The sequence below is a fragment of the Enterovirga sp. CN4-39 genome, from assembly GCF_049446235.1.
Lineage (GTDB): Bacteria > Pseudomonadota > Alphaproteobacteria > Rhizobiales > Beijerinckiaceae > Enterovirga.
Genome location: NZ_JBMSEF010000001.1, coordinates 123306 through 137199, shown reverse-complemented (window position 1 = coordinate 137199; position 13894 = coordinate 123306). Strand labels below are relative to the sequence as shown.

Here is a 13894-nt window from a genome sequence, read left to right as displayed (position 1 = left end):
AGGCCGGCTGCCGGGGCCGTCGATTCAGCTCCTGATCTTGTCCAGAGCCGCCCAGTCGAACGCGATACCATGCCCAGGTCGATCGGGAGCGAGCGCAAACCCGTCCCGGATCGCCAGCGGCTCGGCGATGTAGCGGTCGAGCCCGAAGCCGTGCGCCTCGAGATACGAGCGATTCGGGCAGGCTGCGAGGAGATGGACCGTGACGTCGTGCGCGCCGTGGCTGGTGACCGGCAGGTTGAAGGCCTCCGCCAGGTGCGCGATCTTCATGAAGGGCGTGACGCCGCCGCAATTGGTCACGTCCGGCTCGGGGAAGCTGACCGCACCCGCGCCCACGTAGCTGCGGAACTCCCACAAGGTCCGCAGGTTCTCGCCGGCCGCGATAGGCACCCCGCCCTCCCGTAGGACCCGGGCATGCCCTGCCGGGTCATCCGGGATGGTCGGCTCCTCGAGCCAGACGAGCTCGTGCGGCTGCAAGGCCCGCGCCGCGCGGATCGCCTCGTCGATCGTCCACTTCATGTTGGCGTCGGCCATGAGCGGAAAGCCGCGGCCGAGATGCTCCCGCATCGCCGCAACCCGCTCGACGTCCTCGTGCAGGTGCTTGCGGCCGACCTTCATCTTGATGGCGCGAAACCCCTTGGCGAGGTTGCCATCCGTCTGCCGCAGCAGAGCATCGAGCGGCAGGTCGAGGTCGATGCCGCCGGCATAGACGGGAACCTTGGGGTCGAAACCGCCGAGCAGCTTCCAGAGCGGCAGGCCGGCGCGCCGTGCCTTCAGGTCCCACAGAGCGGTGTCGAAGGCCGAGAGGGCCAGCACGGTCGGCCCGCCCCGGCCGCCGTAATGGGTCGCCCACCAGATCTTGTGCCAGAGCCGCTCGATCGCGTCGGCGTCCTCGCCGAGCGCCAGCTCCACGATCTCGCGCCGGAGCACGGCGTCGATCGCGCCGCCGTTGCGTCCGACCGTGAAAGTGTAGCCCACGCCCTCGGCACCGTCCGCGTCCCGGACCCGGACTGTGTTCAGCTCGAAGGCCTTCATCTCGCCGTGGGTGGAGTCCGTCAGGACCTCCGGAAGCGGGATGCGATAGAATCCAGGCTCGATCGAGGTCAGCTCAGGCATTTCATCCCCGGGGTATTTTCCGGGATCCTGGCACGAGCCAGGCCGAGCTGTCACTCGCCGGGAGGTCGGGGTCGACGTTCCAATTCCCCGATCCGAGTTCCCGGTTCGGGAGGGCGAAGCCTCGCGGGTGCTGCGTCTGTCAAGGAGCGCGGCAGGGGATGGCGGGGGCGGCCTGCACGATGCTCGCGGCCCTCGCCCGCAGCTCTCGCGAGACAGTCTTCAGCTCGGAGACGCGGTAGGCTTCCTGCCTGAGCTCCTCGTTGCAGCCGCAGGACCGGTTCGTCCGGTCGAAGCACGCGTCGTGCCGCTTGCACACCTCGTCCAGAGGGTCGGTCGAGACGAGTTCGTCCCCCCGATTCCCGCGGCCGCAGAAATTGCCGTGGAACAGGTCCGCACCGGTTACCGCCGCCGCGATGTCCCCGCCCGGGAGCTGCTCGCGAGCCCGGTAATCGCCCGTGTTGAGCTCGTTGGCCGGCCCGCCAGCGCGGTTGGGCTTCCGCTGGAAGCTCGGGATCAGCGGCTTGTCGGGCGTCTGGGCGGCGACGGGCGCGTCATACTGCAGGGCCCCGGTCGGGGAATTCTCGTCGGGGAGCGGATGCTCCTGCTGGGCCAAGGCGCCGAGGGGGATCAGGCCGGCGACAAGGGCCAGCACGCGAAGCCAGCGGGTCATGGAGCAATGTCCTGGAATGACTAATGCGGTGCAAACACCGAGCCCTCCTCGCCGGTTTCACACCCCGCAGTGCAACATTGTCCCAGTCTGCTGCAGCCTTGTTCGGCTCCTCCGCGTTGCCTATGACCAGCCCCGGCTCAGATGGATCAGGCATGCGCTTCAAGGGTACGGACAGCTACGTCGCGACTGAGGATCTCAACGTCGCCGTGAACGCCGCGATCGTCCTGGAGCGGCCGCTCCTGGTCAAAGGGGAGCCCGGAACGGGCAAGACCGTGCTGGCCGAGGAGATCGCGCGGGCGCTCGGCGCGCCTCTGCTGACCTGGCACGTGAAGTCCACCACAAAGGCGCAGCAGGGCCTCTACGAGTACGACGCCGTATCGCGGCTGCGCGATTCCCAGCTCGGCGATCCCCGGGTCTCCGACATCCGAAACTACATCCGGCGCGGAAAGCTGTGGGAGGCCTTCGCGTCGGAGACGCGGCCCGTCCTCCTCATCGACGAGATCGACAAGGCTGATATCGAGTTCCCGAACGATCTTCTCCTGGAGATCGATCGGATGGAGTTTCACGTCTACGAGACCGGCGAGACGGTCCGGGCGGCGAAGCGGCCCATCGTGGTCATCACCTCGAACAACGAAAAGGAGCTGCCGGACGCCTTTCTGCGCCGCTGCTTCTTCCACTACATCCGCTTCCCGGACGCCGACACGATGGCCCAGATCGTCGAGGTCCATTACCCCGGCATCAAGCGGCGCCTCGTCGAGGAAGCGCTGCGGCTGTTCTTCGAGGTGCGCGAGGTTCCGGGCCTGAAGAAGAAGCCCTCGACCTCCGAGTTGCTCGACTGGCTGAAGCTCCTGATGAGCGAGGATATCGGGCCCGAGCAGTTGCGGGAGCGCGACCAGCGCAAGCTCATCCCGCCCCTGCACGGGGCACTGCTCAAGAACGAGCAGGACGTTAGCCTGTTTGAGAAGCTGGCCTTCATGGCCCGGCGGGAGGCACGATGATGGATGAGGATCGCTTCAACATCGAGCTGCGCAAGTTCCTCAAGCACGTCGGCGTGACCTCGCAGCGCGAGATCGAGAAGGCCGTGCGCGAGAGCGGCGCTTCCGGCCGGACCATCCGGGTGAAAATGGTCCTCACCTCCGAGGACGTGCCGCTCGACCACGTCGTCGAGGACACGATCGAGCTCGAATAGCCGCCATCTCGGGGGCAAGCGCGCCGTGCGCTCGCGCCTGAAGCGCTGGGCGCGAGCCATCAGGCGCGATGTCGTGGCACTCTGGCTCGCCGCACGTGACCCGCGTGTTCCCTGGCATGCAAAGGCCGTCGCGGGCCTGGTGGCCGCCTATGCGCTAAGCCCGATCGACCTGATCCCGGACTTCATTCCGGTCCTCGGCTACCTGGACGACCTCATCCTCGTCCCGCTCGGCATCCTCCTCGCGATCAGGCTCATTCCCGACGAGTTGATGCGTGAGTTCCGGGCGGAGGCCGCTCGCCGCGAGCGCCCCGCGAGCCGGTTGGGCATCGCGCTGGTCATTCTGGGATGGATCGGGGCAGCGGCCGCGCTGGCCTGGCTATTCTGGCCCCGGCAGGCGGCGTGAGAGCGAGCTGCCTCGCTGCATTGACTCCAAACAAAAAAGAGGCCCGGACAATGCCGGGCCTCTCGCACGGATCTCAGCAATCCGTCTTGGTCTTCTTGACCGTGTCGCCCATGTCATTGGTCCGGGTCACGGATTTCGTCTCGCAGCCGACGCTTCCGGTCGACTCGACCTTCTTCTTCACGACGGTCCCGCCCATCGTCTCCCGCTTGATGACGGTTGTCTCGTCAGCAGGCTTCTCGCGAACGATCGTCGTGGTCTGGGCATGGGCAGCCGAGCCGATCAGGGCCGCCGCCAGAGCAAGGGTCACCGCTTTCATCGGATCTCTCCGGGGTTGAATGTACACGGCCCTGCAACGCCCGTTCGAAACGGAACGTTCCAGCACTGCCTCGGCTTTGCACGCCGGCGTCCTCGAACCCTGAAGATCGCGTTGTGCAGCGCTCGATGGCCCATTGACGCCCGCCACCTCGGCCCGTAAACGGACCAAGTCGCTTCGGCGGCAAGCCCAGGTGGCGGAATTGGTAGACGCGCTGGTTTCAGGTACCAGTGGTGCAAGCCGTGGAGGTTCGAGTCCTCTCCTGGGCACCAACCACTCTCTAAGTGGTTGAGCCGCAACGATAAGCGGGATTTGTAAGGGCTGCGCCTCTCGCCCTGATCCGTAAGAGGGGCCCACACCAACATACTCCATGGCGCAGCCGCCGAACTCCCGTGACACGGGCGCGTGGTACTGCCGTGGCCGCCGATCCGGCCGACATTCAGCACAAGTGGCGGGCCGAGGCTGTCGTTCGCGGCGGGCGGCGGGGACTGACCCGTTTCCCTCGACCGAGGTTTGGACAGCGCGGGCGTGTCTCGGCACAAGGACGTGCGCGAGGCGGTCCTCCGTCGCGCCGGGGCTCGCGCCGTCCGTCAGGTCCGCGCGTGGCCGGCGTGTTCGGAGCGATTGCCCTCCTGCCGCTCTGCCCAGGCCTGCCGAAGGATCTGCATCGACGACGACAGGAAGATGCCCGCCATCACCGCGGCGACGACGAGGTCCGGCCAGGCCGTTGAGGTGCCCCAGACGCCCAGGGCCGCCGCCATGACGGCTACATTGCCGATCGCGTCGTTGCGCGAGCACAGCCAGACGGACCTCACGTTTGCGTCGCCGTCTTTGTAGTGTCGGAGCAGGAACACCGACAGCAGGTTTGCGGCGAGCGCCAGGAAGCCGATGACGCCCATGACCTCGGCCGCAGGTACGCCGAGGATGAGGGTCTGGTAGACGGTCGAGCCGAACACCCAGATCGCCATCGCGCTGAGCGAAAGGCCCTTGAGCAGGGCCGCGCTTGCCCGCACCCGCAGGCTGGTCCCGATTACCGCGAGGCTCAGGCCATAGGTGACGGTGTCGCCCAGAAAATCCAGCGCATCGGCCTTGAGCGCCTGGGACCCCGCGACCTGGCCTGCCGTCATCTCGGTCAGGAACATCGCAGCGTTGATGCCGATGACGGTCCAGAGGACCCGCTTGTAGCGCGGGTCCACCCCGTCGAAGACCGGCACGCCCCCTGAGCACCCGCAGGCGGCCGAATGCTCGCGGCCGCGAGGCAGTTCGAGCGCCGGAGGAGCACAGCAGGCGTGTGCGGGGGCGCAGCAATCGTCAGCCATGAAGGAGCCTTTTCCGTTGCAGGAAACGCGTCTACGACCTCTAGCGACTAGAGGTGCAAGCCCCATGGACATCGCGATAGGCGAGCTCTCCCGCCGGGCCGGGGTGAAGGTCCCGACGATCCGCTACTACGAGGGCGTCGGCTTGATGCCGCCGGCGCCGCGAAGCGAGGGCAAGCAGCGGAGGTACGATGAAAGCCATGTCGCCCGGCTCAACTTCATCCGGCACGCCCGCGAGCTCGGTTTCGAGGTCGACGCCATCCGCGAGCTCCTGGCTCTGTCGGCCGATCCTGATCGCCCTTGCGCTGAGGTGGACGTGATCGCGAGACGGCACATGGCGGCCGTCGAGCACCGTATCCGGCAACTCACCGCCCTCAAGAAGGAGTTGAGCCGCATGATCGAGGGATGCGGTCGGGGGCGGGTTGGCGAGTGCCGAGTGATCGAAACCCTTGCGGACAGCAGCCACGAACACGGGCGGCTCGCCTCGGACTGAGGCAGCGAGGCCAATCGCAGAGGCCGGCCACGAGTGCCGGGGACACTCGGCGTGATCAGGGTCGCCGCGGCAGGCTTCTTACCCAGCCGAGACCAGCAGCCCCACAAAGCGCCCCCGGCGCAGCCGGGTCACGGACTGAGCGAAACAGAGCGAAACCATGACCGAAAAACCTCTTGCACCTCTAGCCGCTAGAGATTGTAGAGGTTTGCGAACCACCACGCGGGAGCGCTTCGCATTGAAGATCACCATCCAGGCCGGCCTTGTCGGAGCCGCGCTCGCTCTCTCCAGCCTCGGGCCAGCCTTCGCCCAGCACTCCCATTCACACGCCGCGCCGAACGGGGGGCAGATCCAGCAGATCGGCAAGGAAGTCGAGGGCGAGCTCTTGGTGAAGGGCTCGGAAGTGACCCTGTTTCTCGTCGACCAGAACGAGAAGAAGATCGAGGCGGCGCCCTATGCGGCCACGGCCATCGTGCTGGCCAAGGGGAACCAGCAAAAGACGATCGAGCTCAAGCCGGCCGGCGAAAATAAGCTCGCAGCCAAAATCGACTTTCCTTTAGAGGGCAAGTTCCGGGCCTCGCTGACACTCAGGAAGGGCGCGGCGGAGGTCGGCAAGGCCCGCTTCAATCTCGACCCGAAGTAGACGTATAAGCCGGCGGCATGATTCGAGCGGTTCAGCAGGGCTGGGGCGTCCGGCTCCGGGGGGCTCTCGCCTCCTGGCGGCGCGCGCTCGCGCTGCTGATCTGCGTTGCCGTCCTGGCCGCGGCAATCCACCCCGCGGCCGCGGATCTCGCCCCGGCGCGGGACGGGGCGTCCGAAATCGTCTTGCTGGACGGGTCTCCCAACCCTTGCGGCAACGCTCTGGATCCCGGCGCCGCGCATTGCTGCGCCTGTCAGCACCAGGTCGCGGCGATCACCTTCGCTCCCCCGCTCGCGACGCCTCTCGCGCGCATCGCGCGCTTCGCGGCGGCACCCAGCGCCGCGCCCGCCTGGCCGACGAACCCGCCCCCGAGGCCCCCTCGAACCTGATCCGGGCCGGCTGAGCCGTCCCTGCCGCGACGTCCGGGCGCGCTGCGCCTCGACGGGCATTCTTCGCGCGCGTTCAGGTCAGGATCTCATGAAGAAGCTTTTGGCGTGCCTCGCCCTCGTGGGGCTGGGGCTCATTGCCGGCACGTTCGTGCCGGGGGTCTCCGAATCCGTCCGCCACCTTGCCGGCCTGGCGGTGCCGCCAGCGCCGGCAGGCAGCGACGGCCATGGTCATGCGCACGGTCACGGTCATGACAGCCACGGCGAGAGAGAGGGTCCCGAGGGCCACGTCCCGATGACGGCCGAGCAGATCGAGGCAGCGAGGATCGGGCTCGCGGCGGCCGCCGGCGGCACCCTGGCGCGCAAGCTCACGGTGCCCGGCATCGTGACGACCGATGCCGACCGCGTCTCGCGCATCGCCGGAAAGGTGGTCGGCACGGTCGCCGAAATGCGCAAGCGCCTCGGGGAGCCCGTCGCGAAGGGAGAGGTCGTCGCCGTGCTCGACAGCCGCGAGGTGGCGGAGGCGCGCAGCGAGTTCTTCGCCGCGACCACCAATCTCGAGCTGCAGCAGACCCTGTTCGAGCGCGAGCAGACCCTCTGGGAGAAGCGCATCTCGGCAGAGCAGCAATATCTGCGCTCGCGCCAGACCTTCACCGAGGCTCATCTGCGGGTGGAACTCGCCTCCCAGAAGCTTCAGGCGCTCGGGTTTTCGGAGGCGGACGTCGCCGATCTGGCCCGGCGCTTCGGCCCGGCTCAGACCGCCTCGGCCGGGTCGGTGAGGCGCACGGTCTCCGGGCTGCAGAAATACGAGATCCGCTCTCCCATCGCCGGCCGGGTCATCGAGCGGCTCGTGGACCTAGGCGCCCCGGTCGGCGGCGAGAGCGAGGCGAAGGAGCTCTACGTGGTGGCCGATCTCTCGTCGGTCTGGATCGACCTCGCGGTCCCGAGCGGCGATCTCGCGACGATCCGCGAAGGGTTGGAGGTCGCGATCTCGGCCGGCGCGGGCTCGGAGCCGCACAGGGGCAAGATCGTCTTCGTGAGCCCGGTCTTGAACCAGGAAACCCGATCGGCGCGCGTCATCGCCTCGGTCGAGAACAAGGATAACACCTGGCGGCCAGGGTCCTACGTCACGGCGCAGGTGACGATCTCGGAGGAAACCGTCGACGTAAGGGTCCCGCGCTCGGCGCTGCAGGCCATCGCTGGCGAGCAGGTCGTGTTCGTCCGGAACGAGAAAGGCTTCGAGAAGCGCGAGGTCGTCCTCGGCAAAGGTGACGACACCTCGGTCGAGATCGTGTTCGGGCTCGATCCGGGCGAGACGATCGCGGCCACGAACTCCTTCGTCCTCAAGGCGGAACTCGGCAAGGCCGAGGCCGAGCACGTGCACTGAGGGCGGGACCGTGATCAGCCGTATCCTCGACTTCTCGGTGCGCCAACGCTGGCTGGTGCTCCTCGTCTCGCTCGTCGCCTGCGCGGTCGGCGTCTGGTCGCTGACCAAGCTGCCCATCGACGCCGTCCCGGACATCACCAACAACCAGGTCCAGATCAACGCCGTCGTGCCGTCGCTCTCGCCCTACGATGTCGAGAAGCAGGTCACCTACCCGATGGAGACGGCGCTCGCCGGCATCCCGGGCCTGGAATACACCCGCTCGCTCTCGCGAAACGGGTTCGCCCAGGTCACGGCCGTGTTCAGCGAGCGGACGGATCTCTACTTCGCCCGCCAGCAGGTGAACGAGCGGCTGTCCGAGGCGAAGGCGAGCCTCCCGCCCGGCGCGGAGGTGCATATGGGGCCGATCTCGACCGGTCTCGGCGAGATCTACATGTGGACCGTCCACTTCAAGGAACCCGGCGACGGCCGGCCCGTGAAGGACGGACAGCCCGGCTGGCAATCGGACGGAAGCTACCTGACTCCGGAAGGCCAGCGGCTGCGCTCGGATTTCGAACGCGCGGCCTACCTCCGAACGGTGCAGGACTGGATCATCGGCCCGCAGCTGCGGACGGTGCCGGGCGTCGCGGGCGTCGACGTCATCGGAGGTTACAAGAAGCAATATCACGTACAGCCGGACCCGGCGAAGCTGATCGGGTTCGGGCTCTCATTCAAGGAGGTCGCCGAGGCGGTCGAGACCAACAACCAGAACCGCGGCGCCGGGTACCTGGAGCGCAATGGCGAAGGTTACGTCGTCCGTTCGGCCGGACGCCTGGAGAGCGCCGACGAGATCGGCAATGTCGTGGTCGCGACGCGCGGCGGCGTCCCGGTCCGGGTTAAGGACGTCGCGACCGTGTCCATTGGGCGCGAGCTCCGCACCGGCTCCGCCTCGGAGAACGGCAAGGAGGCGGTGGTCGGGACCGCCCTCATGCTCATCGGTGGGAACAGCCGCGAGGTCGCGGCTGCCGTGGACGCGCGGATGAAGGAGATCGCGCGCTCGCTGCCACCGAGCGTGGAGGCCAAGACGGTGCTGAACCGCACCCAGCTTGTCGAGGCGACGATCCGGACCGTCGCCAGGAACCTCGCCGAAGGCGCGCTCCTCGTCATTGCGGTGCTGTTCCTGCTGCTTGGCAACATCCGCGCGGCCGTCATCACGGCCCTCGTCATCCCGGTCGCCATGCTGATGACGATGACCGGCATGGTGCAGGGCCGCATCAGCGCCAACCTGATGTCGCTCGGCGCGCTCGATTTCGGGCTCATCGTGGACGGTGCCGTCATCATCGCCGAGAACTCGCTCCGGCACCTCGCCGAGAAGCAGCACGAGCTCGGCCGCAAACTGACGCTGGAGGAGCGCCTCGCGACGGTCCGGCGCTCGGCCGAGGAGATGATCAAGCCCTCCGTCTACGGGCAGGCCATCATCATCCTCGTCTATGTGCCGCTTCTCACCTTCACGGGCGTCGAGGGCAAGATGTTCGCCCCGATGGCGCTGACGGTCATCATCGCGCTCGCGGCGGCCTTCGTCCTGTCGCTGACCTTCGTGCCGGCGCTGATCGCCATCGTGATCACGGGCAAGGTGCAGGAGAAGGACGTCTTCCTGGTCCGCTGGCTGAAGGCCGCCTATCGGCCGGCGCTTCTCGGCGCCATTCGCCATCCCACGCTCGTGGTGACCGGTGCCGTGCTGCTGTTCCTCGCCAGCGGCCTCCTGTTCCTGCGGCTCGGACAGGAGTTCATCCCGCAGCTCGACGAGAAGAACATCGCCATGCACGCGATGCGCATCCCGTCGACCTCCCTCACGCAGTCCCAGGAGATGCAGCTCGCGGTCGAAAAGGCGGTCAGCTCCTTCCCGCAGGTCGCCTTCGTGTTCGCGAAGACCGGCACGGCCGAGGTCGCGGCCGACCCGATGCCGCCGAACGTCTCTGACACCTTCATCATCCTGAAACCGCAGGCGGAATGGCCGGACCCGTCAATGTCCAAGGACGCGCTCATCGCGGCCATCCAGGCGAAGGTCGGCCAGCTCGCGGGCAACAACTACGAGTTCACCCAGCCGATCCAGATGCGGTTCAACGAGCTCCTGGCAGGCACGCGCGGCGACCTCGCGGTAAAAGTCTTCGGCGAGGAGTTCAGCACGATGCTTCCGGCCGCGAACCAGGTCGCGACGGCGCTGCGCTCCGTCCAGGGCGCGCAGGACGTCCGGGTCGAGCAGGTCACGGGCCTGCCCTTTCTGGAGATCGGCATCGACAAGGCCGAGATCGCCCGGCTCGGCCTCAGCCACTTCGCCGTGCAGGACGTGATCGGCGCCGCTATCGGCGGCCGCGAGGCAGGCGTCCTGTTCGAGGGCGACCGCCGCTTCGAGATCGTCGTGCGCCTGCCGGACGGGATCAGGGACGACCTGGAGGCGCTGAAGAACCTCCCCGTGCCGCTGCCGCCCGGAACGTCTGGCAAGGCCGCCTCCGTCCCGCTGAAGCAGGTCGCCGGCTTCTCCTTCTCGGAAGGGCCGAACCAGATCAGCCGCGAGAACGGCAAGCGGCGCATCGTCGTGACCGCAAACGTCCGCGGGCGAGACATCGCCTCGGTGGTGGCTGAAGCGCAGGCGAAGGTCTCCTCCTCAGTGACCCTGCCTCCGGGAGCCTGGATCACCTGGGGCGGGCAGTTCGAGAACCTCGCGGCGGCGCGTCAGCGTCTGATGATCGTGGTCCCGGGCTGCTTCTTCCTAATCTTCCTCCTGCTCTACCAGGCGCTCGGCTCGCCCAAGGACGCCTTGCTCGTCTTCAGCGCCGTTCCGCTCGCGCTGACGGGCGGCATCGCGGCCCTGTGGCTGCGCGGGATGCCTTTCTCGGTCTCGGCTGCGGTCGGCTTCATCGCCCTGTCCGGCGTCGCCGTCCTGAACGGCCTCGTCATGCTCACCTACGTCCGGCAACTGGTCGAGGAGGGGCGGCCCAAGCTCGACGCGATCCTGGAAGGCGCCATGACCCGGCTTCGGCCGGTCGCGATGACCGCGCTCGTCGCCTCGCTCGGCTTCGTGCCGATGGCGCTCGCGACCGGCACGGGCGCCGAGGTGCAGAAGCCGCTCGCGACCGTCGTCATCGGCGGCCTCATCAGCGCGACGTTGCTGACGCTTCTCGTGCTTCCAGCCCTCTACGCCCTCTTCGGGACGGCGGAGACATCAGCGAAAGGAGAAACCGAGCCGAGGGCCGAGTACCGCGACCTTCATCTTGCGGCTGAGTGAGCCATACCGGCTCCGGCTCCTTCCAGCCCGAAAGCTCGCACCCGATGAAGGCATCTTGTTGCGAGCTCGTCACGCCGTGACCTAGCGTATCGGCGACTCGGGACGGCGCAGGGCTGCCCTGCCGCGACCGGGGACGAGCAAGGCATAATGGCAGCCCCGGTGACGGATATCGGCTCGTACAAGGAAGTCATCCTCTTCCTTGCGACGGCCGGCGTGGTCGTTCCCCTCGCGACGAAGCTCCGGATCAGCCCGGTCCTGGGCTTCATCGGCGCCGGGGCGCTCCTCGGTCCGTCCGGCCTGGGCCGCCTCACTCAGGCGGCGCCCTGGCTCTCCTGGATTACCATCGCGGACCGGGGCGAGGTCTCACACCTTGCTGAGCTCGGGGTGGTGTTCCTCCTCTTCATGATCGGCATCGAGCTGTCCTGGGAGAGGCTGCGGGTGCTGCGGCGGCTGGTCTTCGGCCTGGGTGCCGCACAGGTGCTGACATGCGCGCTGGCGATCGGAGGGATCGCCATGCTGCTGGGCGTGCCTCCTGTCGCGGCAGTGCTGGCCGGTCTTGCCCTCGCCCTCTCATCGACGGCGATCGTGGTTCCCGTCCTCGCGTCCCAGAAGCGGCTCGGTTCGCCCACCGGCCGCTCCACCTTCGCGGTCCTGCTCTTCCAGGATCTCGCCGTCGCGCCCGTCCTCTTCACCATCGCGGCGCTCGATGCCCCGTCTCTTGGCGGGGGCCTCGCCTGGAACCTCCTGTTGGCCCTGGGACAGGCTGCCGTCGCACTCGCGCTGATCGTCCTCGCCGGCCGCCTGGCCATGCGTCCGCTCTTTCAGCTCGTCGCGCAGACCGGCAGTTCGGAGCTGTTCCTCGCGACCTCCTTCCTCACCGTCATCGTGGCGGCCCTGCTCGCGGCCGCGAGCGGGATCTCGATGGCGCTCGGCGCCTTCGTGGCTGGCCTTCTCCTCGCCGAGACCGAGTACCGGAGGGCGATCGAGGCAGTCGTCGATCCTTTCAAGGGACTTCTGCTGGGGGTGTTCTTCGTCTCGGTCGGGATGGGGCTGGACGTGACCGCGCTGCTCAAGGCTCCGGCCACGATCCTGGCGACCTCCCTCGGCGTCCTGGTCGTGAAGGCCGTCCTGGTCGTCGGCCTCGCGCGCGCCTTCCGCCTCCCGGCCCGGGTGGGTGTCGAGATGGCCCTTCTCCTGGCTGCCGGCGGGGAATTCGCCTTCGTCCTGGTCGGGGCCGCGATGGCGAGCGAGCTCCTAACCCCGGATGTCGGGCAGGTGATCCTTCTCACCACCACCGTCACGATGATCCTGATCCCGCTCCTGGCCCGCATCGCGAGGCCCCTGAGCCAGCGGATCGCGCCAGACAGCACGGCCGTGAACCTCCAGAATCCGCCCGCGGAGCCCGATCGCGTGGTGATCGCGGGCTTCGGCCGGGTGGGGCAGCTCATTGCCGACATGCTGCGCCGCCACGGCATTCCCTATGTGGCGATCGACTCGAATCCCGCGCTGGTCTTCGCGCAGCGGGAGGCGGGGCAGCCAGTTTTCTACGGGGATACGACCTCGCCGCTCTTCCTGCGGACCTGCGGCCTCGAAACAGCGCGGGCGCTGGTCGTGACCCTGGACGCATCGAGTGCCAGCGAAGCCGTGATCGAGACCGCCCGCGCCTGGCGCCCGGACCTCACCATCGTGGCACGCGCCCGCGACGCGCGGCATGCGGCCCAGCTCTACAGGCTCGGCGTCACGGACGCGGTGCCGGAGACCATCGAGGCGAGCCTGCAGTTGTCGGAGGCCGTCCTCGTGGACCTGGGGATCGCGATGGGGCCCGTCATAGCCTCCATCCACGAGCGCCGGGACGAGTTCCGCCGCGTGCTGCGCGGCGAGGAGGGGGATGGTGCCGCCGAGGCCCCGGGCCGCCGGCGCGGCGAGTTCCGCGCGCGGCGATCCTACGGAAAGCGCTGATCAGGCCGCGGCAGCGAGGCGACCCACCAGGCTGTCGAAGAGCGCCTTTCCGTCCGTCCCGCCGACGATCGGATCGACGAAGTTCTCCGGGTGCGGCATCAGGCCGAGCACCTTCCGGTTCTGGGAATAGATGCCGGCGATCGAGTTCGTCGAACCGTTCACGTTCGAATCGACGGAGACCTCCCCGTTCGGGTCGCAGTAGCGGAAGGCCACCAGCCCGTAGCCTTCGAGCCTCGCCAGCGTCGCGGGATCGGCCGTGTAGTTGCCCTCGCCATGCGCCACGCAGATGTCGATCACCTGGCCTGCCCGGTACTGCCGGGTGAAGTCGGTATCGGTCCGCTCCACGCGAACGTGCTGGCGATGGCAGATGAAGCGCAGCTTGGCGTTCCGCATCAGGGCACCCGGCAGAAGCCCGGACTCGCAGAGGATCTGGAAGCCGTTGCAGATCCCGAGCACGAGCCCTCCGCGGGCCGCATGGGCGCGAACTGCGTCCATCGCCGGAGACCGTGCCGCGATCGCGCCGCAGCGCAGGTAGTCGCCATAGGAGAAGCCGCCCGGCAGGACGGCCAGGTCGGTACCCGCCGGCAGCTTGTCGTCAGCATGCCAGACGGTCTGCACGTCGGCTCCGGAGAGGCGAAGGGCCCGCACGACGTCGCCGTCGCGATTCGAGCCGGGAAAAAGGATGACGGCTGCCTTCACGTCCGGAACCTCACGGATGTCCTTCGATCGGCATCTCGGCATCCTCCGCCGCCTCGACCGTCGGGTC

14 protein-coding genes and 1 tRNA gene are annotated in these 13894 nt (G+C 67.9%); 10 read left to right on the top strand and 5 right to left on the bottom strand.

All coding sequences use genetic code 11. The features are described 5' to 3' along the window. Positions 1-24: 24 nt before the first annotated feature. Both ACO2SS_RS00710 and ACO2SS_RS00705 read right to left on the bottom strand, forming a co-directional pair. A complete protein-coding gene (locus ACO2SS_RS00710) occupies positions 25-1113 on the bottom strand; it encodes a mandelate racemase/muconate lactonizing enzyme family protein (protein WP_423275642.1) in 1089 nt (362 codons plus the stop codon). A 139-nt stretch (positions 1114-1252) separates the two neighbouring features. Continuing rightward, a complete protein-coding gene (locus ACO2SS_RS00705) occupies positions 1253-1783 on the bottom strand; it encodes a hypothetical protein (RefSeq protein ID WP_423275641.1) in 531 nt (176 codons plus the stop codon). A gap of 152 nt (positions 1784-1935) precedes the next feature. On the opposite strand from ACO2SS_RS00705, the gene ACO2SS_RS00700 reads away from it, so the two are divergent. The 3 genes from ACO2SS_RS00700 to ACO2SS_RS00690 are packed head-to-tail and all read left to right on the top strand — an operon-like array spanning position 1936 to position 3375. Continuing rightward, positions 1936-2781 carry an AAA family ATPase gene (locus ACO2SS_RS00700; protein ID WP_423275640.1) on the top strand — a complete coding sequence of 282 codons (846 nt, stop codon included), beginning with the start codon at positions 1936-1938 and terminating at the stop codon, positions 2779-2781. Next, positions 2781-2972: a DUF6494 family protein gene (locus tag ACO2SS_RS00695; RefSeq protein WP_423276206.1), complete on the top strand. Its 192-nt coding sequence runs from the start codon at positions 2781-2783 to the stop codon at positions 2970-2972. Before ACO2SS_RS00700 ends, ACO2SS_RS00695 begins: the two co-directional genes overlap by 1 nt. Positions 2973-2997: 25 nt before the next feature. Then, positions 2998-3375 (top strand): YkvA family protein, encoded by a 378-nt coding sequence (locus ACO2SS_RS00690; protein WP_423275639.1) that lies wholly within the window; start codon positions 2998-3000, stop codon positions 3373-3375. Positions 3376-3448: 73 nt separating this feature from the next. On the opposite strand, the gene ACO2SS_RS00685 is transcribed toward ACO2SS_RS00690, so the two are convergent. Next, positions 3449-3691: a hypothetical protein gene (locus ACO2SS_RS00685; protein WP_423275638.1), complete on the bottom strand. Its 243-nt coding sequence runs from the start codon at positions 3689-3691 to the stop codon at positions 3449-3451. Between the two features lie 184 nt (positions 3692-3875). Here ACO2SS_RS00685 and ACO2SS_RS00680 point away from each other — a divergent pair. Then, positions 3876-3960, top strand: a tRNA-Leu gene (locus ACO2SS_RS00680). Between the two features lie 318 nt (positions 3961-4278). Here ACO2SS_RS00680 and ACO2SS_RS00675 read toward each other — a convergent pair. Next, positions 4279-5007: a cation transporter gene (locus ACO2SS_RS00675; RefSeq protein ID WP_423275637.1), complete on the bottom strand. Its 729-nt coding sequence runs from the start codon at positions 5005-5007 to the stop codon at positions 4279-4281. 64 nt (positions 5008-5071) lie between these two features. Here ACO2SS_RS00675 and ACO2SS_RS00670 point away from each other — a divergent pair, with 64 nt between their 5' ends. The 6 genes from ACO2SS_RS00670 to ACO2SS_RS00645 all read left to right on the top strand — a co-directional run bounded on the left by ACO2SS_RS00670 (position 5072) and on the right by ACO2SS_RS00645 (position 13128). Next, positions 5072-5497, top strand: a complete 426-nt coding sequence (locus tag ACO2SS_RS00670) for a MerR family transcriptional regulator (RefSeq protein ID WP_423275636.1) — start codon at positions 5072-5074, stop codon at positions 5495-5497. A gap of 235 nt (positions 5498-5732) precedes the next feature. Then, the gene (locus tag ACO2SS_RS00665) at positions 5733-6137 is read left to right on the top strand and encodes a hypothetical protein (RefSeq protein ID WP_423275635.1); all 405 of its coding nucleotides are present in this window, start codon (positions 5733-5735) and stop codon (positions 6135-6137) included. A gap of 17 nt (positions 6138-6154) precedes the next feature. Beyond that, positions 6155-6523, top strand: coding sequence for a hypothetical protein (locus tag ACO2SS_RS00660; protein ID WP_423275634.1), 369 nt, complete (start codon positions 6155-6157; stop codon positions 6521-6523). An 88-nt stretch (positions 6524-6611) separates the two neighbouring features. After that, positions 6612-7907, top strand: coding sequence for an efflux RND transporter periplasmic adaptor subunit (locus tag ACO2SS_RS00655; protein WP_423275633.1), 1296 nt, complete (start codon positions 6612-6614; stop codon positions 7905-7907). Positions 7908-7917: 10 nt separating this feature from the next. Continuing rightward, complete coding sequence (locus ACO2SS_RS00650) at positions 7918-11169, top strand: efflux RND transporter permease subunit (protein ID WP_423275632.1); 3252 nt, start codon at positions 7918-7920, stop codon at positions 11167-11169. A gap of 147 nt (positions 11170-11316) precedes the next feature. Beyond that, entirely contained in the window at positions 11317-13128 is a 1812-nt protein-coding gene (locus tag ACO2SS_RS00645) for a cation:proton antiporter (RefSeq protein WP_423275631.1), read from the top strand. On the opposite strand, the gene purQ is transcribed toward ACO2SS_RS00645, so the two are convergent. Beyond that, complete coding sequence (gene purQ / locus ACO2SS_RS00640; protein ID WP_423276205.1) at positions 13129-13827, bottom strand: phosphoribosylformylglycinamidine synthase subunit PurQ; 699 nt, start codon at positions 13825-13827, stop codon at positions 13129-13131. Positions 13828-13894 lie beyond the last annotated feature (67 nt).

What these genes read in the sequence shown, in the direction of transcription:
- ACO2SS_RS00685 (WP_423275638.1), bottom strand. Translation starts at nt 3,691, where the DNA reads ATGAAAGCGGTGACCCTTGCTCTGGCGGCGGCCCTGATCGGCTCGGCT.
- ACO2SS_RS00645 (WP_423275631.1), top strand. Translation starts at nt 11,317, where the DNA reads ATGGCAGCCCCGGTGACGGATATCGGCTCGTACAAGGAAGTCATCCTC.
- ACO2SS_RS00655 (WP_423275633.1), top strand. Translation starts at nt 6,612, where the DNA reads ATGAAGAAGCTTTTGGCGTGCCTCGCCCTCGTGGGGCTGGGGCTCATT.
- ACO2SS_RS00700 (WP_423275640.1), top strand. Translation starts at nt 1,936, where the DNA reads ATGCGCTTCAAGGGTACGGACAGCTACGTCGCGACTGAGGATCTCAAC.
- ACO2SS_RS00675 (WP_423275637.1), bottom strand. Translation starts at nt 5,007, where the DNA reads ATGGCTGACGATTGCTGCGCCCCCGCACACGCCTGCTGTGCTCCTCCG.
- ACO2SS_RS00710 (WP_423275642.1), bottom strand. Translation starts at nt 1,113, where the DNA reads ATGCCTGAGCTGACCTCGATCGAGCCTGGATTCTATCGCATCCCGCTT.
- ACO2SS_RS00695 (WP_423276206.1), top strand. Translation starts at nt 2,781, where the DNA reads ATGGATGAGGATCGCTTCAACATCGAGCTGCGCAAGTTCCTCAAGCAC.
- ACO2SS_RS00670 (WP_423275636.1), top strand. Translation starts at nt 5,072, where the DNA reads ATGGACATCGCGATAGGCGAGCTCTCCCGCCGGGCCGGGGTGAAGGTC.
- ACO2SS_RS00660 (WP_423275634.1), top strand. Translation starts at nt 6,155, where the DNA reads ATGATTCGAGCGGTTCAGCAGGGCTGGGGCGTCCGGCTCCGGGGGGCT.
- ACO2SS_RS00705 (WP_423275641.1), bottom strand. Translation starts at nt 1,783, where the DNA reads ATGACCCGCTGGCTTCGCGTGCTGGCCCTTGTCGCCGGCCTGATCCCC.